Annotated in this window: 22 protein-coding genes; 11 read left to right on the forward strand and 11 right to left on the reverse strand. The window is 48.4% G+C overall.

Annotated elements, in window-relative coordinates; all coding sequences use genetic code 11:
- Positions 1-27 precede the first annotated feature (27 nt).
- Positions 28-780, reverse strand: a complete 753-nt coding sequence (gene mtnN, locus QCD60_RS28710) for a 5'-methylthioadenosine/S-adenosylhomocysteine nucleosidase (RefSeq protein ID WP_104153871.1) — start codon at positions 778-780, stop codon at positions 28-30.
- Between the two features lie 133 nt (positions 781-913).
- Between mtnN and luxS the strand changes: the two genes are divergently transcribed.
- Positions 914-1426, forward strand: a complete 513-nt coding sequence (gene luxS, locus QCD60_RS28715; RefSeq protein ID WP_279790718.1) for an S-ribosylhomocysteine lyase — start codon at positions 914-916, stop codon at positions 1424-1426.
- Between the two features lie 224 nt (positions 1427-1650).
- On the opposite strand, the gene hspQ is transcribed toward luxS, so the two are convergent.
- Both hspQ and QCD60_RS28725 read right to left on the reverse strand, forming a co-directional pair.
- The gene (gene hspQ / locus QCD60_RS28720; RefSeq protein ID WP_104153873.1) at positions 1651-1989 is read right to left on the reverse strand and encodes a heat shock protein HspQ; all 339 of its coding nucleotides are present in this window, start codon (positions 1987-1989) and stop codon (positions 1651-1653) included.
- Between the two features lie 214 nt (positions 1990-2203).
- Positions 2204-2911 (reverse strand): pseudouridine synthase, encoded by a 708-nt coding sequence (locus QCD60_RS28725; RefSeq protein WP_279790720.1) that lies wholly within the window; start codon positions 2909-2911, stop codon positions 2204-2206.
- A 227-nt stretch (positions 2912-3138) separates the two neighbouring features.
- Here QCD60_RS28725 and QCD60_RS28730 point away from each other — a divergent pair, with 227 nt between their 5' ends.
- The 6 genes from QCD60_RS28730 (at position 3139) to QCD60_RS28755 (ending at position 6946) form a co-directional block, all read left to right on the forward strand.
- Positions 3139-3801 (forward strand): Bax inhibitor-1/YccA family protein, encoded by a 663-nt coding sequence (locus QCD60_RS28730; protein ID WP_279790722.1) that lies wholly within the window; start codon positions 3139-3141, stop codon positions 3799-3801.
- 2 nt (positions 3802-3803) lie between these two features.
- On the forward strand, positions 3804-4199 hold the full coding sequence (gene tusD, locus QCD60_RS28735) for a sulfurtransferase complex subunit TusD (RefSeq protein ID WP_279790724.1): 396 nt from the start codon (positions 3804-3806) through the stop codon (positions 4197-4199).
- Between the two features lie 46 nt (positions 4200-4245).
- Positions 4246-4599 carry a sulfurtransferase complex subunit TusC gene (tusC, locus tag QCD60_RS28740; RefSeq protein ID WP_279790726.1) on the forward strand — a complete coding sequence of 118 codons (354 nt, stop codon included), beginning with the start codon at positions 4246-4248 and terminating at the stop codon, positions 4597-4599.
- 195 nt (positions 4600-4794) lie between these two features.
- A complete protein-coding gene (gene tusB / locus QCD60_RS28745; RefSeq protein ID WP_279790728.1) occupies positions 4795-5073 on the forward strand; it encodes a sulfurtransferase complex subunit TusB in 279 nt (92 codons plus the stop codon).
- Positions 5051-5404, forward strand: coding sequence for a TusE/DsrC/DsvC family sulfur relay protein (locus QCD60_RS28750; protein ID WP_279790731.1), 354 nt, complete (start codon positions 5051-5053; stop codon positions 5402-5404). The genes tusB and QCD60_RS28750 overlap by 23 nt, the downstream gene beginning before the upstream one ends.
- A gap of 261 nt (positions 5405-5665) precedes the next feature.
- On the forward strand, positions 5666-6946 hold the full coding sequence (locus tag QCD60_RS28755) for an MFS transporter (RefSeq protein ID WP_279790733.1): 1281 nt from the start codon (positions 5666-5668) through the stop codon (positions 6944-6946).
- A 51-nt stretch (positions 6947-6997) separates the two neighbouring features.
- Here the strand turns inward: QCD60_RS28755 and aceK are convergent, their stop codons facing one another.
- Positions 6998-8758, reverse strand: a complete 1761-nt coding sequence (gene aceK, locus QCD60_RS28760) for a bifunctional isocitrate dehydrogenase kinase/phosphatase (RefSeq protein WP_279790735.1) — start codon at positions 8756-8758, stop codon at positions 6998-7000.
- 204 nt (positions 8759-8962) lie between these two features.
- Here aceK and QCD60_RS28765 point away from each other — a divergent pair, with 204 nt between their 5' ends.
- The gene (locus QCD60_RS28765; RefSeq protein WP_279305935.1) at positions 8963-9442 is read left to right on the forward strand and encodes a DNA starvation/stationary phase protection protein; all 480 of its coding nucleotides are present in this window, start codon (positions 8963-8965) and stop codon (positions 9440-9442) included.
- Positions 9443-9558: 116 nt separating this feature from the next.
- Here the strand turns inward: QCD60_RS28765 and QCD60_RS28770 are convergent, their stop codons facing one another.
- Positions 9559-10866: a M18 family aminopeptidase gene (locus tag QCD60_RS28770; protein ID WP_279790737.1), complete on the reverse strand. Its 1308-nt coding sequence runs from the start codon at positions 10864-10866 to the stop codon at positions 9559-9561.
- A gap of 167 nt (positions 10867-11033) precedes the next feature.
- On the opposite strand from QCD60_RS28770, the gene QCD60_RS28775 reads away from it, so the two are divergent.
- Both QCD60_RS28775 and dusA read left to right on the forward strand, forming a co-directional pair.
- Positions 11034-13124 (forward strand): carboxy terminal-processing peptidase, encoded by a 2091-nt coding sequence (locus tag QCD60_RS28775; protein WP_279790739.1) that lies wholly within the window; start codon positions 11034-11036, stop codon positions 13122-13124.
- 129 nt (positions 13125-13253) lie between these two features.
- On the forward strand, positions 13254-14255 hold the full coding sequence (dusA, locus tag QCD60_RS28780; protein ID WP_279790742.1) for a tRNA dihydrouridine(20/20a) synthase DusA: 1002 nt from the start codon (positions 13254-13256) through the stop codon (positions 14253-14255).
- 32 nt (positions 14256-14287) lie between these two features.
- Here the strand turns inward: dusA and QCD60_RS28785 are convergent, their stop codons facing one another.
- From QCD60_RS28785 to QCD60_RS28805, 5 genes are all read right to left on the reverse strand, one after another.
- On the reverse strand, positions 14288-14776 hold the full coding sequence (locus QCD60_RS28785) for an STAS domain-containing protein (protein WP_279790744.1): 489 nt from the start codon (positions 14774-14776) through the stop codon (positions 14288-14290).
- Between the two features lie 2 nt (positions 14777-14778).
- Positions 14779-15957, reverse strand: a complete 1179-nt coding sequence (locus QCD60_RS28790; RefSeq protein WP_279790746.1) for a SpoIIE family protein phosphatase — start codon at positions 15955-15957, stop codon at positions 14779-14781.
- A 30-nt stretch (positions 15958-15987) separates the two neighbouring features.
- Positions 15988-16725, reverse strand: coding sequence for a VacJ family lipoprotein (locus QCD60_RS28795; protein WP_279790749.1), 738 nt, complete (start codon positions 16723-16725; stop codon positions 15988-15990).
- A 102-nt stretch (positions 16726-16827) separates the two neighbouring features.
- Positions 16828-17874, reverse strand: coding sequence for a porin (locus QCD60_RS28800; RefSeq protein WP_279790751.1), 1047 nt, complete (start codon positions 17872-17874; stop codon positions 16828-16830).
- A gap of 423 nt (positions 17875-18297) precedes the next feature.
- The gene (locus QCD60_RS28805; protein WP_279790754.1) at positions 18298-18786 is read right to left on the reverse strand and encodes a hypothetical protein; all 489 of its coding nucleotides are present in this window, start codon (positions 18784-18786) and stop codon (positions 18298-18300) included.
- Between the two features lie 153 nt (positions 18787-18939).
- Between QCD60_RS28805 and QCD60_RS28810 the strand changes: the two genes are divergently transcribed.
- Positions 18940-19401, forward strand: a complete 462-nt coding sequence (locus QCD60_RS28810) for a universal stress protein (protein WP_104153889.1) — start codon at positions 18940-18942, stop codon at positions 19399-19401.
- A gap of 48 nt (positions 19402-19449) precedes the next feature.
- On the opposite strand, the gene QCD60_RS28815 is transcribed toward QCD60_RS28810, so the two are convergent.
- Positions 19450-21372 (reverse strand): ATP-binding cassette domain-containing protein, encoded by a 1923-nt coding sequence (locus QCD60_RS28815; protein ID WP_279790758.1) that lies wholly within the window; start codon positions 21370-21372, stop codon positions 19450-19452.
- Positions 21373-21544 lie beyond the last annotated feature (172 nt).

Raw genomic sequence — 21544 nt, forward strand, 5'->3', positions numbered from 1 at the left:
TGCGGAAAAATTAAGGACAATGCGCTCTTAGCTGTTGTCAGCCGACAACGAAGCCAACAGCGCAGTGACCATCTGTGCAGAATGCCTGGCCGCTTTGGGCAGATACTGCTCAAAGCTGATATTGGACTCCTTGCCTGCAATATCCGACAGAGAGCGGATGATCAGGAAAGGGGTACTAAACTGATGGCATACCTGAGCAATAGCAGCGGCTTCCATCTCCACCGCCTTCATGTGCGGAAAGGTTGCTCGGGTTCTAGCCACGCGCTCTGGATCATTCATAAAACTATCACCAGTCGCAATTTCACCTTCGACGATTTGCTGCTCGGCAGCGTTCACACTGGCGATTGCCGTTTTGGCCAGTGCCACCAGCTTATCATCAGGCATGAACTGAGCAGGCAAGCCTGGTACCTGACCAGGTGCATAACCGAAGATGGTGACGTCCACATCATGGTGATAGACCGCCGATGAGACGACCACATCACCCACATTCAGACTGCTGTCAAAGCCCCCGGCAGAACCAGTATTGATGACATAATCAGGGCGGTGACGCTCCAGTACCAGCGTGGTAGACATGGCCGCGTTTACTTTGCCAATCCCAGACTTGAGCAGCACCACGTCCACGCCATTCAATACCCCGGTGGAGAACTCGTAACCGGCATAGGTCTGGGTATCGCGCTGTTCGAGCAGGCTACGTAGCAGCTCCACCTCCTCTTCCATCGCCCCGATCACCGCGACCTTCGGGCGCACCTGGCTCTTGATTCCGCTCAACTCGGCAGTCATATCACTATCCTGAAAGAATGATGTTGGAGAAAACCCGCATCTTAGCAAATGGTGCCGACCAGCCCAATGCATCATGCAAGGCTGCTGGTATATACTGCGCCGATCAACTTTACTCAGCCTGGATGGATTGCATATGCCTCTTTTAGACAGCTTCCGCGTCGACCACACCCGCATGAACGCTCCCGCGGTACGCGTAGCCAAGTCGATGAAGACCCCCAAGGGTGACAACATCACGGTTTTCGATCTGCGTTTCTGCCTGCCCAACAAAGAAATCCTGTCGGAAAAAGGTATCCATACGCTGGAGCATTTGTTCGCCGGCTTTATGCGTGATCACCTGAATGGTGAGCATGTTGAAATTATCGACATTTCACCAATGGGCTGCAGAACAGGTTTCTATATGAGCCTGATCGGCACGCCCAGTGAGCAGCAGGTAGCGGATGCCTGGAAAGCCGCCATGGAAGACGTTACTCAGGTTCAAACCATGCAGGATATTCCCGAGCTGAACGAATATCAGTGTGGCACCTATGAAATGCACTCGCTGACCGAAGCGCAGGAAATCGCTCGTAACGTGGTCAAGCGTGGCATTCTGGTTAACAGCAACGACGAGCTCTATCTGAGCGAAGATTTCTTGAAACTGCACAGCTGAGACATACCGCCCTGGCTGCAAATATGTCGTAGCACTGTAAATACAAAAGCCCGGACAACCGGGCTTTTGTGCAATCTAACCTGTCAGAACCTGGGGCTGGAGCTTTATCAACCCGACTTACAGGCCTTAATTCAACATGATCAACACAGATGATTTATCGCTTGTATGCCTCGCACAGATATCCAAACTCATCACACCGCTTGATCAACTCCTCCACAAAATGGTCAGTGCACAGAGAACTTGGGTACGTAATGTCCTTGTTCAACGCTCTGGAAGTACTGTGGAATTTCCTCATGATCAACATCAAGGAAATCATCGTAATCCCTGAGATTGACCTCCGATATGTACAAGTGGTCCTGAGTATCGCCGGATAGAATCACATAGAAAGGCTGATCAGCTTCCAAAGGAGGTTTGCCCTCATTACTCAAATTGGCATTGACCTCATTCAGCACGGCCTGATCCAGTGCATAGGCATAATCAACATCCACGATGACGCCTCGGTAGCCGAGGTATCTGTGCTGTACAATCTGCCCAATCGCGTATTTCGCCTGACGGTATTGCATAACATTTCCTCCGCTGGAGGTCTGTTGCAACAACCTTCCTGTAGGGAACCCCTAGAGGAAATGCAGAATTACAGACCTTGATGATTTTCTTCTATCTCGCACTCACTCCTACTAACACGTCTACTCACTCATCTCTCAACGAATAAAAGCGGATAACCGTCTGGTTACCTTACCGGTAGCATCACAGCAAAGTCACCTGCAACTGCACCGATAGTTAATTAATCGGCATTAACGCGGGAAAATTCCAGCCCAATTTTGAAAAAAGCGTCATTGCGTCTTCATCTGGCAGTGTTGTTAGACTCAACGGTATGCCTGTCAACGGGTGTGACAGACGCATGCCGATGGCAAGTAACGCCAGCCTGTGCCAGTTGAAATGATCTCTGAACAGCCTGTTATGGCGCCCCTCACCATGAGTCGTATCGCCAACAATAGGGTGAAATATGTGCTTCATGTGGCGGCGCAACTGGTGTTGTCGGCCTGTATGAGGCTGCAGATGCACAAGGCTGTAACGCGCTTCCGGGTATCGACCAACAGGAATAGGCAATGTCACCTGAGCCAGCGGCGAATAACTGGTTTTGGCTTCTTGCGGCTCCTTATTCTTGCTGGTTCGGGGGTCGTCATAGTCGTCATCTTCCACCGTCAGTGGATGATCAATATAGCCAGCTTCACCAACATGCCCCCGTGTTACAGCCAGATAATGCTTGCTGACCTCCCCTGCGGTGAATTGCTCAGTAAGCAGACGTGCTACCTCAGAATTGAATGCAAACACCATAACGCCAGCCGTTGGCCGGTCCAGCCGATGCACCGGAAACACATGCTGACACAATTGGTTACGCACTGTTTGCAGCACAAACTCTGTCTCGCCCGGTGAACGAAAAGATCGATGCACCAGCATGTCAGCTGGCTTATAGACAGCAACCATGGCCTCATCGCGATAAAGAATGGGTAGCTGAGTAGCCATGAAATCCCCCTGAGAATGGCAGGCGGCGGATGGTGAGGGCTTTGAAATTCCCTGTCAACGCCTCAATCTACTTGCATCAACTACGGCGCACAGTTAAAAACTAGCTGCCATAACTCAGTTTTACCCTAGTGCGCGGTTGGCTTCGCCAATTCGTCGCCACACAGATTCGAGCGATCCAAGGAGAGTCTATGCCTATTAGATCCGTTCCCCACTCGCAAGTGTTGTCAACGCCGGTTGCCAACAAGGCGATTCGTAACACCTACACCCTGCTGTCAATGACACTGGTGTTCAGTGCCGTTTGCGCAGCAATTTCCACTTCAATGCAGGTTGGCCTGCACCCCTTGCTTAATCTGGTCATCATGATTGGCTTGTTGTTTGCCATTCAGTGGCAGCGCAACTCCGTCATCGCATTGCCACTGACCTTTGCCTTCACTGGCTTTGCGGGCTTCACGCTTGGCCCAGTGCTCAACATGTACCTAGCGATGGCCAACGGCGGTGAAATCATCATGACCGCGCTGGGCCTGACTGGAATCATCTTTGCTGGCCTGTCTGCCTATGCACTCACCACTCGCAAGGACTTCAGCTTTATGCGCGGATTCCTGCTGGTGGGTATTCTGGCGGTCGTTGGCGCAGGCATCGCAAATATGTTCCTGCACATGCCTGGCTTGCAGCTGGCCATTGCAGCGGCAGCGGTTATCGTGTTCTCCGGTTTCATTCTGTATGACACCAGCAACATGATTCACAGCGGTGAAACCAACTATGTGCTGATGACTGTCAGCCAGTTTCTGAACATCCTCAACCTGTTTACAGCTCTGCTGCAACTGGTTGGTGCGTTCAGCAGCGACGACTGATAATGAAGTATGCTCTACTGGTAAATGGCGCGCCCCTGGACTCCCAGGCGGCGCGTTCTGCACTGTATTTCAGCCAGGCTCTGCTTGAGCGGGGACATCATCTGCTTCGCGTATTTTTCTATGGTGCCGGTGTACAGTTAGGTAACGGACTGCAAATCAGCGCTCAGGATGAAAGCAATCTCCTTGGCGACTGGCAGGCTTTGGCGTTAGCAGGCAATACAGAGCTGGTGCTCTGTATTGCCGCTGCACAACGAAGAGGAATATTGTCAGCAGCAGAAGCTCTGCGACATGGCAGACCCCCCGTAGAAATGCTGGCAACGGGCTTTACGTTAGCGGGTTTGGGTACGTTGGTAGATGCTGCACTGGATGTTGACCGCTTGGTTACTTTCCAGGGCTGATGCCAGCACCTCAACAGCATTACGATATTAGCAACGAGTAGTCCCTATGCACCTTGCCTTCCTATTGCGCCACCCCCCCTATTCGAAGCAGCATGCACGCGAAGGCCTTGAGGCCGCGCTGGCTGCTGCAGCCTTCGGCCAAGAAGTCAGCCTGTATTTTATGGGTGATGGTGTACTGCAGCTACTTCCGGAGCAGAAGGCTGTGCAGCTGGCTGCCAAAGATACCTCAAAGATGCTGCAGGCACTGGACATGTACGACATAGAAAATGTCTATGTTGACCGAACCAGCCTCCAGACCAGAGGTATCGCTGAAGATGCACTTGCCATCAAGTGTACTGCTGTCGACAGCAAGCAAATACGTCAACAACTGGCTACAGCACAGCAGGTGTTTTGCTTCTAGGCCAGCCCTTTAAAAACATGACACTCCTCTTTAGCCATCACCTCAGCTGTAGAAAGGTGAAGACAGGAAAACGCTATCAGCCAGTAAAACAGTTCTGCCAGATAATGGATGCACGCCTACAGATACTGCTGGCTCAACGGGAGTGATCTATAATGCCCCCAGCATCAACACCAAAATGACCTCAAGTAGACAGTTATGCTACATATCATCAATAAAGCGACTCCAGATGCCAGTCTTGAGCAATGTCGCGCCCTGATAGACCCGCAGCAGGACGCAGTATTGCTTATGGCCGATGGTGTCCTCTCGGCACTGGCCAGCTATGCGTACTGGCCACAAAGCCTTGCTGTATTTGCACTCTCTCGCGATATTGAAGCACGTGCCATTAACGCCTATCTGGCACCACACATTCAGATTATTGACGATGCTGGCTTTGTCACATTGACCGAACAGCATGCTCAATCGATTAGCTGGTAACCCCACTAACCTCACTATGACAACGCTTGCTACTGACCCTGAAGGCTATTTAATCAATCTCGACGACTGGTCCACTGAGGCCGCCAATACGTTGGCGCATTCCGCAGGCATTAAGTTGACTGAAGCACACTGGGAGGTTCTCTTTTTATTGAGAGAGTTTTACACAGAATATGGCATATCCCCTGCCACTCGCCCCTTTGTCAAAGCTGTTGCACTAAAACTGGGTAAAGAGAAAGGCAACAGTATGTATCTGATGACGCTGTTCTCTGAAAGCCCAGCCAAGTTAGCAGCAAAGCTCGCGGGCCTGCCCAAACCAACAAACTGCTTATAACAGCCTAATTTTCCCTTCCAGCGCTCACTTTTCAGCCTATGCAATGCGCAGTATGCATGGGCTTATGACGCTACCGCACAAGCATCAGCCGTACTCAAAACACCCAGTAGAAAGTCTAATATTCGCCATCATTATTTATCTGCAAGGTTGCCCTGCAGGACGCTTGAAATGCTCAAAATTTACTCTATAGTGCCGCCTTGTAATGTCCTATCACGCAATAAAGCGTGACCCTTTCCCTCTTCTATTCACAAGAAGCATGTCATGGCACTCGCGTCGTTGACGGGCGTAATCCCGCCGCTTTTCAGCCTAGTCATATTCACTCTCGGTCATGGTCTCCTAACGACTCTATTGACCCTTCGTTTGTCTGCAGAGCATGTAGATCCCCAGGCTATCGGCATGGTCTCTGCAGCGTACTTTGCCGGACTATTTACCGGCTCGTTCTTCAACGCTCGCATTATTGTCCGCGTAGGCCACATTCGCGCCTATGCCGCTTATGCTTCGATTCTGGCAACGCTAGCCATTCTCCACGGGCTATTTATTGACCCCACCATCTGGACCGGCTTGCGCTTTATCGGTGGTATTGCGACCAGTGGCCTGTTTGTCGTGATCGAGTCCTGGATGCTGGTATCCAGCAGCCCCCAGACTCGCGGTCAAATTCTGGCGTTCTATATGATCCTGCTTTATGGAGCCCTGGCCGTCGCCCAACTGTTATTGAAATATATTGACCCGATGATTCTGGTCCCATTTGCCATGACGGCCATGGCGGCTTCCTTGTCGGTGGTACCACTGTCTCTTACCCGGGTTGCCTCACCGACACTGGAAATCACGCAGGGCATAAGCTTCTTCAAACTGGTCAAACTGACGCCTTCAGGCGCGTTTGGCAGTTTTACGTCCGGTATGGTGCTGGGCAGCATCTACGGTCTTATGCCCCTGTTTTTCACTGATACCGGCCACTCACTGAATCAGGTGGCTAACTTGATGGCAGTTCTTATTCTTGGTGGGATGACATTGCAGTACCCCGTCGGACGACTCTCGGACAAGATGGACCGGCGAGTGGTCCTGACGATTCTGTGCTGTTGCCTGACGATTGCCAGTCTGACTCTGGTGTTTGGTACGGAGAAAGGCAGCTATTACACTCAAGCGGGTCTGATCTTCCTGTTTGGCGGTCTGGCATTTTCACTCTATCCGATGAGCCTGAGCCACGCCTGTGATGAACTGGCACCTGATCAGGTCATCAGTGCCAACCAGGGCTTGTTACTGTCCTATAGTATCGGCGCAGTGATTGGGCCATTACTTGCGCCGGTCGCAATGAGCGTATTTGGGCCGAAAGGCTTGTTCATCTACTTTTGTATCGTCAGTGGCGTGCTTGCAGGCTTTCTGCTCTGGCGCAAGAGAGTGCGTGCGCCGGTCCCGCTCGCAGAACATCAGAACTTCATTACCGTACCGCCGAACTCACCCGTCACTGCTGAGCTTGATCCTCGCGCCGACGTCAATCAAACCGACACCGAGGCAGGCGAAGAGCACTGGCCGACCGGGCATTGATGAATCAATGCAGGTCAGCTAATGCGGCTGACCTGCATACAACAACTGCCCTTACTCCAACTGCTCTGAGGCAGCCAGCTCGTTGCGTGGAAAACGCTTTTTACGACGATAAGGATAGACACTCATTACCCTTCCCTCCCGTATAGCGGCTTGCAACCCCTGCCAATACTCTGGAGTAAAAAGGTTGCCATGCATGTCGTTAAACAACTTCCTGATACGCACATCCGCAAACAGGAAACGGGGGAACTCTTCCGGAAAGACGTCATTTGGCCCAACCGAGTACCAGGGCTCTCCTGACATTTCCTGCTCTGGATAAGCGGCTTCGGGAATAGCCCGGAAATTGACCTCGGTGAGATAGCTGATTTCATCGTAGTCATAGAACACGACTCGCCCATGCCGTGTCACGCCAAAATTTTTGAGTAACATATCACCAGCGAAAATATTTGCCGCTGCAAGCTGTTTGAGTGCATTACCGTACTCATCTAAAACATCCAGACACTGTTTCTCAGTGCAGCTTTGCAAATAGAGATTCAGAGGCGTCATTCTTCGTTCAGTATATAAATGACGAATAGTTACCGTATATTCATCGATAATCAGGTTTGATGCAGCGACTTCCTGCAACTCCTGCAACAGGCTGTCCGCAAAGCGATGACGAGGAAAAACGAAGTTAGAAAACTCTTGTGTATCTGCCATGCGCCCAACACGATCATGACGTTTAACCAGCTCGTACTTCTCCATCACAGTAACTCTGCTAACCTCTTTAGGTGGCGCAAAGTAGTCCTTGATTATCTTGAAGACCACGGGATACGAAGGTAGCGTAAATACCGCCATCACCATTCCCTTGATACCAGGAGCACTGACAAACTCATCAGCAGAGGTGTCAAGGTGACGCAAGAACTCGCGGTAAAACTCGGTTTTCCCATGTTTGAAAAAGCCAATGGAGGAGTACAGCTCCGCTTCGCTCTTGGACGGCATTAGCGCCTGTAAAAAACGGACGTATTCTGCAGGCACCGGAACATCAACCAGAAAATATGATCGCGTAAAGCTGAACAAAATACTGACATCATCACGATCCATAAGCAGCGTATCGATATATACCCGCCCTTTTTCGTTATTCATGATCGCCAGCACAAAGGGAATGATCATTCCTTCGGACTCTATTCGACCAACCAGATAGGATGCCTTGTTGCGATAAAAGACGGAGTTCAATACCTCAACCTTGACTTGATTACTGCGCCATACGGCACGAGGTAAAGTGAGTTCAAGGTGTTTAATTATGTTGCGAATATCTCTGCGCTTATTCTCCCAGGGAAGGGTAAAGATATGATCATCCAATATCTCATCTAATAACCCTACCAGCCCCTCACCTCCTAAAGCATAGATATTGGTAATGGGAATACCAGTCTTAGACTTCACACCAGGCAAGGAAGTATGGATAAACATCCCCTCATGCTCCATGACCAGATGCTTAAAAAGGCGACAGTAAATGGAGTTGAAGAATGTCTCTGCTAACTCGTAATCAGTACGTCCCGTTATTTGCTGAATGTAACACTGCTTGACCATAGGCCAGTTATCAGGCTTGAGTATTGATGAACTGACACTACATTGAATGAGGTCGACCACATCACTGACTGCCAGATCATAAAGATTAATTCGGTCTGCAGCCGCTTTCTGAGCTGCGTACCAATCCGCGTTCTCAAACCTGGCGCGGGCACCGGAAGTGATTTTGCGGAACTTAGAACGATACCGGTCAAACCCCTGCAGAACGATATGGGCAATGCGGTCATGTGTTTCTTGTGATGTTAGGATCATAGCGTCACACCCTGGCAAGCTACTCGCAGCTGAAATATCTGAGACGTTTGTAGAAACTAGGCCATATGTTGCGTAGCAGCAATGCACCCAAAGCATACAGGGCTATTATTTTTTGCTATTAGAACCTTAGTAACAGCCAACTTCCGCTTTTCGTCGCAACACGTGAGACTAAAGGCAAGCAACCATCACTCCCTGGAGGAAAATATGGACAAGATGGAAAAAATTAACATTGGAATCAGTGATAACGACCGTGAAGCCATTGCTGGTGGACTGGCCAGCCTACTGGCAGATACCTACACCCTTTATCTGCAGACACATAACTTTCACTGGAACGTGACAGGCCCTCAGTTTCGTACTCTGCACCTGATGTTTGAAGAACAGTACACAGAAATGGCGACCGCAGTAGATGAAATTGCCGAGCGGATCAGAGCACTGGGCATGCGCGCCCCAGGCACATACAAAGAGTTCAGCAAGCTCACCAAGCTCGAAGAGCGCGACAATGTCACTGACGCCAAAGAAATGACCAAACTGCTGGTATTGGGACACGAAACCGTGGTTCGCACTTGTCGCCAAATTTTGCCTGTTGCTCAGGAAGCAGCCGATGAAGCCAGTGCAGACTTGCTAGTAGGTCGTATGGCATTGCATGAAAAAACAGCCTGGATGCTGCGTGCGTTGCTTGAATAAGAGTGATGTTAACTCTGCGAGCCTTACTAAATATCTCGCGATAAAACTAAAGGCCGGATAATTTCCGGCCTTTATTATGTGTAAATTAGCTATACAGCTGCATGTTTGATAACAAATCAGACCACGTAAGGGCGCTGCACATAAAAGCGGCTCAGAATTTTGTACAAATACCAGGCATCTTTTGCACCAGCCAACTCGCGAATAGAGTGCATGGCAAACGTGGGCACCCCTACATCTACAGTCGGAATACCAGTACGGGTGGCGGTGATGGGCCCTATAGTTGAACCACAGGCCATGTCACTACGCACAACAAATGCCTGTACTGGTACCTCTTCATAAATAGCTAACTGCCGGAGTACAGCGCTACTGTCACTGGTTGTCGCATAACGCTGGTTGTTATTAATCTTGATAACAGGTCCTTTATTAAGAACAGGCCCGTGGTTGGCATCATGCTTGTCCGGATAGTTAGGATGAATACCATGGGCATTATCTGCGGAGATCAACAAAGATTGGCTGATAACACGAGTTCGCGTTTCAGATCCTGGAAACATCCTTGCCAGTACATCATTCAGAAAGGGGCCTTCGGCTCCACACGTGGACGCGCTACCGACCTCTTCATGATCGGTGCAGATCATCATACTGCCGGGTAGTGGAGCCTCTATCAAAGACTGCATAGCAACATAGCAGCTCAACAGGTTATCCAGTCTTGCACTTGCAATGAAATCTTCGTTCATACCAATCAGAGCAGCCTTCTGGGTATCGTAGAAACACAGGTCAAAGTCGAGTACCTGATCAATGCTGGTAACACCCTCCTCCTGCTCCAGATAAGCCTTAAGCCAGCTTCGTACATCGAATTTTTCTGGATCATCACTGCGCTGCCAGAGAATCGGTGGCAAATCACGTTGTGCGTTAACGGATTTGCTCTGATTAACTTCACGATCAAGGTGGATCGCCAGACTGGGAATGACCGCAACGGCGCGTTGCATATTGATCAGATGTGACGTCAAACGTCCATCCACGGTGCGATACGTTACCTTCCCCGCAAGAGAAAGATCACGATCAAACCAAGGATTGAGTAACACGCCGCCGTACACCTCCACACCCAGTTGTATATAGTCGTAGCGACTAAGCTCAGGCTGAGGTTTAACTTTTAGGCACGGGCTGTCAGTATGCGCTCCAACCAAGCGTATACCGTCCTCCAGAGCCTGAGCCTGCTCAGGCATAGTCCAGGCAATAATAGAAGAACCATTCCTTGTAACCATATAAGAACTGCCAGGATACAAATCCCAGGCTTCACCTTCATTTAATAGAGAAAAACCCTTCTCCTTTAACTGCTGCTGCATATTCTTTACAGCATGATAGGGGGTCGGAGATGTCTGCAGAAATGCCAGAAGCCCCTCATTAAATACAGTTACTGATTGCATACACTACCTTGAATAAGTTGTAACAAGGACACCCGGCTCCAGACGTCCAGCTTCATAATTCTATGTTACTATCACTGTTGGTTCGCAATACCAATATCTTACGCTGTGGAACCATCCATTATTCTGGTAGTCTCACCTCATACACTCTTAGGCAAAGGAAACGCTTCATGCTTCGCCTGTCTGCATTATTAGTCGGCTTTGCCATTGCCCTCTCCAGCGCAGGCGTCAATGCCAGCATATCTCATCCAGAACTCAACTATGACGCAGCCAAGGATGCATTACATCCTGATCCTCAGCATGCCAGCCTGACCAAAACTATCGTTAATACGCTTACCAACAATCATTATCAGATGTTGCCAGTGGACGATAAATTGTCTGAGGCGTTGCTGGCCAGATATCAGAATGCACTCGATCCCAGCCACTCTCTATTTCTGCAAACTGATATTGATAAGATGGCCTCTTTCAAGGATGACCTTGATAATCAGCTACTCGATGGCAAGTTGGAGGATGCTTTCAACGTCTTCAACCTTTCGCAAGAGCGAAGAATTGATCGCCTCAATTATCAGCTGGATCTTCTTGCCAAAGGACCTGACGTCTACGAACTGTCCAAGCAGGAATACATGGAGACTGATCGAAAGAATGCTCCATGGCCGAAAGATCAGAATGAGCTGAACGATCTGTGGCGCAAGCAGCTTAAGAGCAGCGTGCTCAGCTTACTGCTGGCAGACAAAAGTACTGATGAAGCCGCTAAAACTTTGGAGCGCCGTTTTACCAATCAAATTACCCGCCTTCGGCAGACAAAAAATGAAGATGCTTTCCAAATCTTCATGAATGCTTTTGCTGAACTGCATGACCCTCATACCCAATACTTCTCTCCTCAGACATCAGAAAACTTCAACATCAACATGAGCCTGTCCCTTGAAGGGATAGGTGCAGTACTTCAGTCAGAGGATGAGCAGACCAAAATCGTTCGATTAGTCCCAGGCGGCCCAGCAGAAAAGTCTGGCCAGCTGAAACCGTCAGATCTGGTAGTGGGCGTTGCTCAAGGTGATGATGGTGAAATGACTGATGTTGTAGGTTGGCGTCTTGATGAAGTGGTCGACTTGATTCGCGGCGCTAAAGACACCGTAGTTCGACTGCAGATTATGCCGGCTGGAAGCACTGACAAAAAAACCAAAGAGATCCGGCTCGTTCGCAGCAAAGTCAAACTAGAAGACCAGGCAGCTCAGAAAAAGGTTCTGGAGATTCCCCAAGAAGGGAAAAAGCACCCACTGAAAGTTGGCGTGATTACATTGCCAGCCTTCTATCTTGACTTCCAGGCAGCACAAGCAGGTGACCCAAACTACAAGAGCACCAGTCGCGATGTAGAAAAGCTGCTGAATGAGCTCAAGCAGGAAAGTATAGATGGACTTGTTTTGGATCTGCGAAACAATGGTGGAGGATCTCTTAGAGAAGCCAACGAACTGATCGGCTTATTCATTCGCCAGGGTCCTACTGTTCAGATCCGGGATGCTCAGGGCCGAGTCAATATCCTTGGCGACTCAGATCCGAAGGTAGTCTACGATGGCCCGATGATTGTGCTGGTCAATCGCTTGAGTGCATCAGCTTCCGAAATATTTGCAGGTGCCATGCAGGACTATGGCCGAGCATTAATCGTTGGAAGCCAGACATTTGGCAAAGGGACGGTGCAAACTCTTCTCCCTCTACCCTCTGGCCAACTGAAACTGACACAAGCAAAGTTCTACAGAATCTCTGGCGAAAGCACACAGCACAAAGGCGTAGTACCCGATATCAGTTTCCCGACTATTATCGACAACGAAGAAATTGGCGAAAGCGCTCTTGATCATGCTCTCCCCTGGGACAAAGTGCGTCCACTACGCTACCCCAGTTATGGAGACTATGGTTTTATCGTTGACGAACTCAGACAACGTCATTTGGCTAGAACCGCCAATGATCCAGACTTTGACTACATGGTCAACTTAATGAAAAAGCAGAAGGAAGCGAAAAAACAGCCGACCGTTCCACTGTTTGCAAGTGCTCTACGTGAGGAAAGAGCAAAAACAGAAGCCTGGGAACTGGATCAGGAAAACATCAGACGTCAACGTAAAGGCGAGCCGGCTCTCCCTAATTATGAAGCATTAGAAAAGCTTAATGAGACGACCGAAAAAGATGACCCAATGCTTACAGAATCAGGGCGCATAATGGGAGACCTGATCCACCTATCCAAAGACTACTTGGTATCTAAAACAGCTAACTAGTCCTCTATATAGCTGCGCCTCCCTATCAGGTGGCGTAGCCCTTCCGCTACTTGATACCATCTACGCTGTAGTTTCGGTAAACTACATTGTAGATATACTCCTCACTTCGAATATCGCGCCACAGAACTAATGACCGAACAAACTTTTCAAAATACCTCCCTGCCCATACTGGATCGTCGCTTTAGTGTAGCTCCAATGATGGACCTTACAGATAGCCACTATCGCAATTTCGCGCGCCATCTGACAAAACACACTCTGCTGTACACCGAGATGATCACTACTGGTGCCATACTGCATGGTGACAAGCATCGATTTCTGTCATTTGCCAATGAGGAACACCCCATTGCAGTACAACTCGGCGGCAGCAACCCCAAAGCCTTACGCGAATGTGCGATTATCTGTGAAGACTATGGCTACGATGAAATAAATCTAAACGTGGGCTGTCCTAGCGACCGAGTGCAAAACAATATGATCGGCGCATGCTTGATGGACCATCCTGAATTGGTGGCAGAATGCTTGGCAGAGATGCAATCCGCGGTATCTGTCCCTGTGACAGTAAAGCACAGAATAGGTATTGATGACCGAGACAGCTATGAGCTATTACATCACTTTGTAGAGCATGTTGCCAAAAGTGGATGTAGTACATTTATAGTTCATGCACGAAAAGCAATCCTGAAAGGCCTCAGCCCAAAAGAGAATCGAGAAATCCCCACTCTTGATTACACAACCGTTTACCAACTAAAAAAAGACTTCCCTCAACTAGAAATAATCATAAATGGCGGGATAAAAACAATACAGGAAAGCAAAAATCATCTAAATCATGTTGATGGAGTAATGATTGGCAGAGAAGCCTATTACAATCCATCAATGCTTCTTAATATAGATGAAGAGATATTTCTTGAAGCACCTGCGAGCCAAACAGCAACTCAGGCATTGACAGCCTTTTTCCCATACATATCCTCACAGCTGGATAAAGGAGCAAAGCTTGGGCATATTTCAAGGCATATACTCGGCCTGTTTCACGGCAAACCAGGAGGAAGGAAGTTTAGACAGTATCTAAGTGAAAATGCACACTTGCCAACTGCCAGCATTAAAACCTTGGAATTGGCGATAGAACACCTGAATATCTAGGGTGTTCGCTTTGAGCAGGGACGCAACATGTCCTATTGGCAATTTTCCAAGGAGCTTACCAACTCGCTAAATGTTGCCCTATTTTGTTCATTCAAATCCATCAGTGTTTTATGAGCATTTAACACCGTGTTTTTAACATCCTCTTCAGACCCAAGTATCTCAGGCACCTCTTTTAGCAATGAGGCATTACCTGAGCTGTATTCTCGAATAAGAATAAAGACCTTATCAAACCCCATGCTTAAAAGAATTCGCGTAATGTCTTCATTTACAGAGAGAATAGTAGGCAGCAAATGAAACTGCTGCTGCATTTTTACCGAAATTTTTGCTAGTAGACCAAGCGATGTACTATCGATTCCTTCTGTTTCCGTTAAATCGATTAATACGGTTTTAAAATCCGGATCACTGAACATCGACTCAAGAAAATGATCCAGCGAGGCACATAATGTTAAACGCACATCTCCCTGAAACTTAAGGATGTATGCGCCGCTCTGCTTCGCAACTAGTATTTTTCCAGAATGCATATCTAGATCTTTCTAACGCTCAGTAATGCAATATCATCGGGCAGTTCCAACGCCGTCAGATCCAATTCATTAACAATTCGCTCTGGTACATGATCACAAGACTGCACTAACTCAAGCAAACGCTGCTCTTTATCTTGCAGACGACCTTCCATCACTTCAAGAATACCATCGCTAAAAACTGTTAAAGACCACTTCCCTATATCTTGTAAAGGTAATACATGCTCTTCAAAATGAGGCTCTGGAAAAAGACCAACCGGCATCCCCCCACCAGACAAAAAACGCGCGCCACTCTCGTCAGTAAAAATAGGCAATGGATAGTGACCACCGACAGAGTAACAAAGCGTGCCCTGCCTCTGATCTATAACCCCTAAAACTATGGTGAGGTGCTTACCCAGGGGCGTCTCCAGAAGCTCTTGATTGATGCGTTGCAACATAACAACTGGCGAGAGAATATCAGAGTCAGCTTTACGACGGTAGCTTTTCACAAACCTTCCGGATAAATTCTTAAGCAATACAGTCACAAAGGCCGAGGATGCCCCATGCCCTGAAATGTCGGCCAGATAAAAGAATGTTACTTCAGGAGTGAGCGCTATGTAATCAATAAAGTCCCCACTCAGATACAAGGAAGGGATTAACTGGTGGGAAAAATGGCAACCGTTAAGCTCTTGACCAGACACTGGAAACAGACGCTGCTGGACATGCCGACCTGCCTTCTGATCGTTCTCCAATTCTTTCAGACTCAACTGAAGCTGGAGATTATTCTCCTCAAGAGCTTTTCTGTACGCATCATTATCCAGCAATGCGCGATATTTCCTTATATTCTTTTGTATGGATCTGAATAATGAAGGCAAGTCATACTGAGGCTGAATGAAGAAGTCACATGCCCCAGAGCGCAATGCATTCAAAACATCCTGCAAAATAGCAGACTGCGCCATCATGACGACGGGAAGGGTTGGATAAAACTCAATGAGATATCTGAGCACATCCAAGCCATAGCCCTGCCGAAGATTCAAACTACAGAGCACGACCTTAAATGAGTTTTTCTCACACGCCGTTTGCACCTCAGATGCCGTCTCAACCCAAGCAATTGTGTAGCCTTGCTTTTTTAGAAACGCATCAATTTGCTCTGTAGCCTGGTAGTGCCCAGCAATCAGCAAAACATCGGTGTCTATCTTGGCCATTGGTCCAGCTACCAGACAATGGAGCTGTTGTTAAAAATCGACATCAAACTGATCAGTCACATTACCATCATGAATCAGATAGTCACGGCGCTGTAGATAGGCATTACGAATAAACAAGTATTTATCACCCTCAATCAGTCGCTCAGAGTCAAGCAAGCTGGCTCTTTTGTTAACTACCTTCAATACGCCAAGCCCAATTCTTGTCTTGTCATCGTCAATTTGGTTTATAGGATTGAGATTGTAGTCAAACGCAAGGCCTGCCGTATCACGCAGGGTACTTGGCCCAAATACAGGTAACATCAAATAGGGCCCGGAACCCAACCCCCAGTACCCCAGTGTTTGCCCGAAGTCTTCTTCGTGCTCCGGTATTCCCATAGGAGTTGCCACATCAATCAAGCCTGCCAGCCCGAAGGTACTATTAAAGACCAAACGTGAAAAGCTTTGCAGCGCGGCATCAATTTTGAATTGCAATAAATTATTTGCAATATTGCTAATTTCACCGAGGTTACTGAAGAAGTTACCTACTCCAGATTCAACGATATCAGGAGTGACTGCATGATAGCCCTTTGCAACAGGCTTTAAGATATAGGTATCAAGACCATCATTGAATTTAAAAATAGCCCGGTTAAGCCCTTCCAATGGATCTTTATTTGAAAGCGACTGTGCATGAGCATTTACAGGCTCAGCACTAGATACCCCCTCTGCCCAAACAGACACAGAACTAACAGTCAAGGCTGTAGCAAACGCCAACGTAGACAAGTAATTCACAGAGGCCAGTCCTTTAAAACAAACATAAATACAGTGGTACCATTAGATCAGATAACAAAAAGCCCCGCAATAAGCGGGGCTTTTGATTAGCTTATAAAGCTATTAGAACTTCACGCGGTAACCTAGGGTTACGTTGTCAGCATTGCTACCCACAGCTTCAAAACCTGTTGTGGTAGTTGCACCGTCTTCTGCATCACCGTTGTAAGCAGCGTATTCAACATATACGTCCGCACCACCACCCAGATTCTGATACACACCCACCAAAGTACGATTGGCTTTGAAATCAGTATCGCTAACTTTGGCTTGAGCATAACCCAATGCAAAAGTGGTCTTATCCATAGCATAAGTAGCCATGAAATCATGCACTTTTACCTTGATATCACCATCGCTAACAGCAGTAGGGGTAGTCACAGTTGCATCATACTTCTTCTGCTCGTAGTTATAACCTACATAGAAGTTGTTGATGGTGTAAGACAAGCCCAAGGAAAGATCTTGCGACTTGTTGATATCCAAAGTGTTAGTACCATCGGTAGAGGATGAGTCAGCACCATCTTTGTAGTTAGATGCCATGTATCCCAAACCAGCGTACAAACCGTTAGCTTTGTAGTTAACACCAACTACGTAAGCATCAGCATCTTTGTTGGTATCATCATCACCCAAGCCATCAGCAATAATAGCAGCGTAGCCGTTGAAGCCACTCAAATCAGGGGTGGTATAGGAGATTGCATTACCAACACGGAACGGAGACTGCTCATAAACACCAGAGTTACGCTCAACAACGTCAGCAACGTAGGTGTCAGTCAGAGGATTAGTAAAACGACCGACAGTGACTTTACCGAATTCACCTTTAACGCCAGCATTTGCCTGACGAACTTTCAGAGCAGCGTCAACAGTACTAGAATCAGAAGTTTGACCACTACGATCGTTCTGATATTCAGTTTCAAGTTGATAGAAAGCGGTCAAACCGCTATCCATTTCAGACTCACCCTTGACACCAAGACGATGACCAGCATTACGGATATCAACGTCTTTGTTTTTGTCAAAGTTCATCTGGAAGTGCAGACGACCGTACAGAGTGGCATCAGCCATAGAGACCGCGGGTGCAGCCAGAGCGCCAGCTACAGCCAGAGCGATAATTGACTTCTTCATTCAATTTCCCCTTCAGTATTAACGTGCTTTGTTAATTTAGTAGTCGCGTTACACACGCCCTCGCACAAGATAGTGGATAACGCCTTCCAAATCAAACCGTTTACAACAAAATACATCATTCTGAGGCAGCATTTGGTAAAAAATTTACTTACCAAACACACATAACCCCCAAACAGACATGTTGTCGAAACGACACACACAACATCGAGTTTGGACTTATTTCCTAACCAAACGCGACAATTGAGCTTTCATATCTACTGCCTTCTCCTTTTGCACTGCAAAAGGTATCAGAATTGTGCAAAAGAATAATATGTCCAGCATCCTTAAGCAAGTGTTTCGATATACAACATCTTACACTCATCAACAGCGTTTATTTTTATCCTGCTCAATACAGGCAAGAGCACAGCAAACCGACGAAAAGGGCTATGAAGTAAGTCTTTTCAAGGAGTCCAGTGACTGAGCGATAGCGTCGAGCTCTTGTTCATTTTTTTCATTCCAGTACAGCGCACACTCCAAGGGAGTACTAATCACTCCATCCACGCTTTTTGGCAGCACATTCACTATGTTCGCTATCGAATGCAAATCCAAAACTGCGTCCTGAGAGGGTAGCTTTTTCCATACCCACCCAGGCGCGAGGTCAAATGGTTCAAGACCCGCAGCACGATGTAACTGCCACTCAGGCTGAACCGATTTTTGCTCTCGGGCAACGCTGTACATCAGGATCAAACGCTTTGGCTGAGGTAACTCACCAGGCGCACGAGGCAGTTCAAGTGGATACATCTTGACTCTCACACCTGCAGCAAGTGCTCGTTCACGTATCCGCATCTGCTGCCGCTGCCGCCCAGAGGGCATAATCCAAAATACTGAGCCAACTAAAAGCATAACGACCACAAAAATTACTATTGTCGCCATCTGATCATTCTCGCCTTATATATTAAGTAATGAGACATGCTTGCCGGACATCGCTTTGAGCCTGACCTGAGACAAGGTATAAGAGGGGAAGCTGTATTATGTTTGGCCAAAGAGCAGAACTTCCCACGATATTAATACTAGGAGCCTACTATCATGAGCGACTACATTCGCAGCTATGAGCACATTCTACTGGCAGTGGATCTGACCGAAGAAGCCAATCTCGTTGCAGCCAAGGCGGCCACCATCGCCAGCAATAGCGGAGCCAAACTTTCGATAATTCATGTTATTGAGCCTCTCAGCTTTGCTTATGGTGGCGACGTCCCCATGGATCTGAGCAACATCCAGACTCAACTGGAAGAGCACGCACATAAACGACTGGAGAGTTTTGCCGCCAACATGAGCGTGGCACCTAGCAACCTGGTTGTAGCAACAGGCCACACCGAGTCCGAGATTCATCGTCAGGCCGAGACTCTGGGATGTGACCTTATTGTGGTAGGTAGTCACGGTCGCCATGGGTTAGCTTTGTTACTCGGCTCCACTGCCAACAGTGTGCTACATGGAGCCAAGTGCGACGTACTAGCTGTTCGCGTTGGTGATGAAAAAACCAAGTCCTGATCAATATAAGCAGCCAGCTTATAGAGGCTAAGCGCATTACTGATACGCTTAGCCTTCTCCGGCCTGCATAGCTTCCAGCTCCACCCAGCGCTCCATGACTGACTCAAGCTCTTCCCCTTTCGCAGTCAGAGAAGCAAGCGTGCCCGCTACCCGTTCCTGCGGACCTTGATAAAATTCTGGCTGCGCAATGATTTCCTGCAACTTTTCGAGCTCAGCTTCCAGATGCTCAATTTTCTCTGGAAGAGCATCCAGCTCTCGTTGCAATTTATAACTCAGCTTTTGTTGAACCGGCTTAGCCTGTTTGGCAACGACATTCAAACTCTCGCCAGCGCTCTTTTTAGGATTTCCCGTCTCAGCTTTCACCTGATCACGCCCCTTCAGCTGCGACAGACTTCCACCCTGACGCAACCAGTCAGCAAAACCACCGACATACTCCTTAACTTCACCAGACCCATCCAACACCAGCGTACTAGTAACAACCTGATCCAAGAAATCACGATCATGGCTGACGATCAGCAAGGTTCCCTCGTACTCCGTAAGTATCTCTTCGAGCAACTCTAATGTTTCAATATCCAAGTCATTGGTAGGCTCGTCCATTACCAGCAAATTGGCAGGCTTACTGAAGAGTTTGGCAAGTAACAGACGATTACGCTCCCCCCCTGAAAGAGCTCGCATCGGAGTTCGGGCTCGCTCAGGAGTGAACAGAAAATCGCTCAAATACCCCATAACATGCTTGCTACGCCCTTGGACCTGAATGAACTCTCGTCCTTCACTCAAATTGTCGACCGGACTGAGGTTAAGGTCGAGCGCGTCGCGTAACTGGTCAAAATACGCGACCTCCAATTTGGTACCTTGCTGGAGACTTCCAGAGGTGACACTTAGCTGTCCGAGCAGCAATTTAAGCAGCGTGCTCTTACCCGCACCGTTAGCACCAATAATGCCCAACCGATCGCCGCGCATAACTCTCAGATTGAGATTCTGAATGATGGACTTACCATCCACGGAGTATCCAAGAGACTCAGCTTCGAACACCAGCTTGCCCGAACCGCCCGCCTCTTCCAAAGCCATACGCGCTGAACCTACACGCTCCCTGCGCTCAGCACGCTCACGACGAAGCGCTTGCAATGCACGTACACGACCCTCATTACGCGTGCGTCGAGCTTTAATACCCTGTCGTATCCATACCTCTTCCTGAGCCAGTTTCTTGTCAAAAAGGGCATTGTGACGTGCCTCTTCCTCCAGACGCTGCTCCCGATATTCTAGAAACCCACGGTAGGTACCGCTCCAGTCGTATATATGACCTCGATCCAGCTCCCAGATGCGATTAGCCAGCTTTTGCAAAAAAGCACGATCGTGAGTAATAAAAACCAATGCACCTTTATAGTCACCCAGTAATGACTCCAGCCAGTCAATAGCCAGCAGGTCTAAATGGTTAGTTGGCTCATCAAGTAGCAATATCTCTGGTTCAGCAACCAAGGCACGTGCGAGCATCACCCTGCGTCGCCACCCACCAGACAGCTCTGACAGGGTTTTGTCTGCAGGCAACTCCAGCTTTTCCAGCATGGTTTTTACTCGCTGCTCCAGCCCCCAGGCACCAACAGCTTCCAACTCATGCTGCAATATCTCCAACCGCTTAAGATCAATATCTTCCGAAACCGACAATGTCAGATATTCCTGCAACAACTGATGCGTCTGCCCTGCTCCACGCATCACAATCTCAGCGACTGTCTCTTCCTCTCCTTCAGGCAACTCCTGTTCCAGGACCCCTACTCTGACCCCTGGTCGCAACCAGATATCACCACTATCCTGGCGCTGCTTCCCTTGAATCAATCGCAACAAGGTAGACTTACCAGCACCATTACGCCCAACAATACAGACACGCTCTCCCTCACCTACGTGCAACGTCACGTTGTCCAGAAGCGTCTCGGTTCCGAACGATAGATTGACGGCGTCGAGCCTGAGCAGAGTCATAGGGAGATGTCCTTTGCGATGAGAATTGCGGACAGGTATTCTAAAGCACTCAACGCGCCGGTCCCAGCTCATCTCACTGCTGAAAGTAAACAAACGGGAAGAACTGTTTAATAAAGCATGCGCAGAGACCAGTAGGACATAGGTAGTCGACGCGAAAAAGCCTTGAAACTGC

The organism is Pokkaliibacter sp. MBI-7, assembly GCF_029846635.1.
Taxonomy (GTDB): domain Bacteria; phylum Pseudomonadota; class Gammaproteobacteria; order Pseudomonadales; family Balneatricaceae; genus Pokkaliibacter.

Excerpts from the sequence above, each read along its gene's own strand:
- mtnN (WP_104153871.1), bottom strand. The coding sequence starts at position 780 with ATGACTGCCGAGTTGAGCGGAATCAAGAGCCAGGTGCGCCCGAAGGTC.
- luxS (WP_279790718.1), top strand. The coding sequence starts at position 914 with ATGCCTCTTTTAGACAGCTTCCGCGTCGACCACACCCGCATGAACGCT.
- hspQ (WP_104153873.1), bottom strand. The coding sequence starts at position 1,989 with ATGCAATACCGTCAGGCGAAATACGCGATTGGGCAGATTGTACAGCAC.
- QCD60_RS28725 (WP_279790720.1), bottom strand. The coding sequence starts at position 2,911 with ATGGTTGCTGTCTATAAGCCAGCTGACATGCTGGTGCATCGATCTTTT.
- QCD60_RS28730 (WP_279790722.1), top strand. The coding sequence starts at position 3,139 with ATGCCTATTAGATCCGTTCCCCACTCGCAAGTGTTGTCAACGCCGGTT.
- tusD (WP_279790724.1), top strand. The coding sequence starts at position 3,804 with ATGAAGTATGCTCTACTGGTAAATGGCGCGCCCCTGGACTCCCAGGCG.
- tusC (WP_279790726.1), top strand. The coding sequence starts at position 4,246 with ATGCACCTTGCCTTCCTATTGCGCCACCCCCCCTATTCGAAGCAGCAT.
- tusB (WP_279790728.1), top strand. The coding sequence starts at position 4,795 with ATGCTACATATCATCAATAAAGCGACTCCAGATGCCAGTCTTGAGCAA.
- QCD60_RS28750 (WP_279790731.1), top strand. The coding sequence starts at position 5,051 with ATGCTCAATCGATTAGCTGGTAACCCCACTAACCTCACTATGACAACG.
- QCD60_RS28755 (WP_279790733.1), top strand. The coding sequence starts at position 5,666 with ATGGCACTCGCGTCGTTGACGGGCGTAATCCCGCCGCTTTTCAGCCTA.
- aceK (WP_279790735.1), bottom strand. The coding sequence starts at position 8,758 with ATGATCCTAACATCACAAGAAACACATGACCGCATTGCCCATATCGTT.
- QCD60_RS28765 (WP_279305935.1), top strand. The coding sequence starts at position 8,963 with ATGGACAAGATGGAAAAAATTAACATTGGAATCAGTGATAACGACCGT.
- QCD60_RS28770 (WP_279790737.1), bottom strand. The coding sequence starts at position 10,866 with ATGCAATCAGTAACTGTATTTAATGAGGGGCTTCTGGCATTTCTGCAG.
- QCD60_RS28775 (WP_279790739.1), top strand. The coding sequence starts at position 11,034 with ATGCTTCGCCTGTCTGCATTATTAGTCGGCTTTGCCATTGCCCTCTCC.
- dusA (WP_279790742.1), top strand. The coding sequence starts at position 13,254 with ATGACCGAACAAACTTTTCAAAATACCTCCCTGCCCATACTGGATCGT.
- QCD60_RS28785 (WP_279790744.1), bottom strand. The coding sequence starts at position 14,776 with ATGCATTCTGGAAAAATACTAGTTGCGAAGCAGAGCGGCGCATACATC.
- QCD60_RS28790 (WP_279790746.1), bottom strand. The coding sequence starts at position 15,957 with ATGGCCAAGATAGACACCGATGTTTTGCTGATTGCTGGGCACTACCAG.
- QCD60_RS28800 (WP_279790751.1), bottom strand. The coding sequence starts at position 17,874 with ATGAAGAAGTCAATTATCGCTCTGGCTGTAGCTGGCGCTCTGGCTGCA.
- QCD60_RS28805 (WP_279790754.1), bottom strand. The coding sequence starts at position 18,786 with ATGGCGACAATAGTAATTTTTGTGGTCGTTATGCTTTTAGTTGGCTCA.
- QCD60_RS28810 (WP_104153889.1), top strand. The coding sequence starts at position 18,940 with ATGAGCGACTACATTCGCAGCTATGAGCACATTCTACTGGCAGTGGAT.
- QCD60_RS28815 (WP_279790758.1), bottom strand. The coding sequence starts at position 21,372 with ATGACTCTGCTCAGGCTCGACGCCGTCAATCTATCGTTCGGAACCGAG.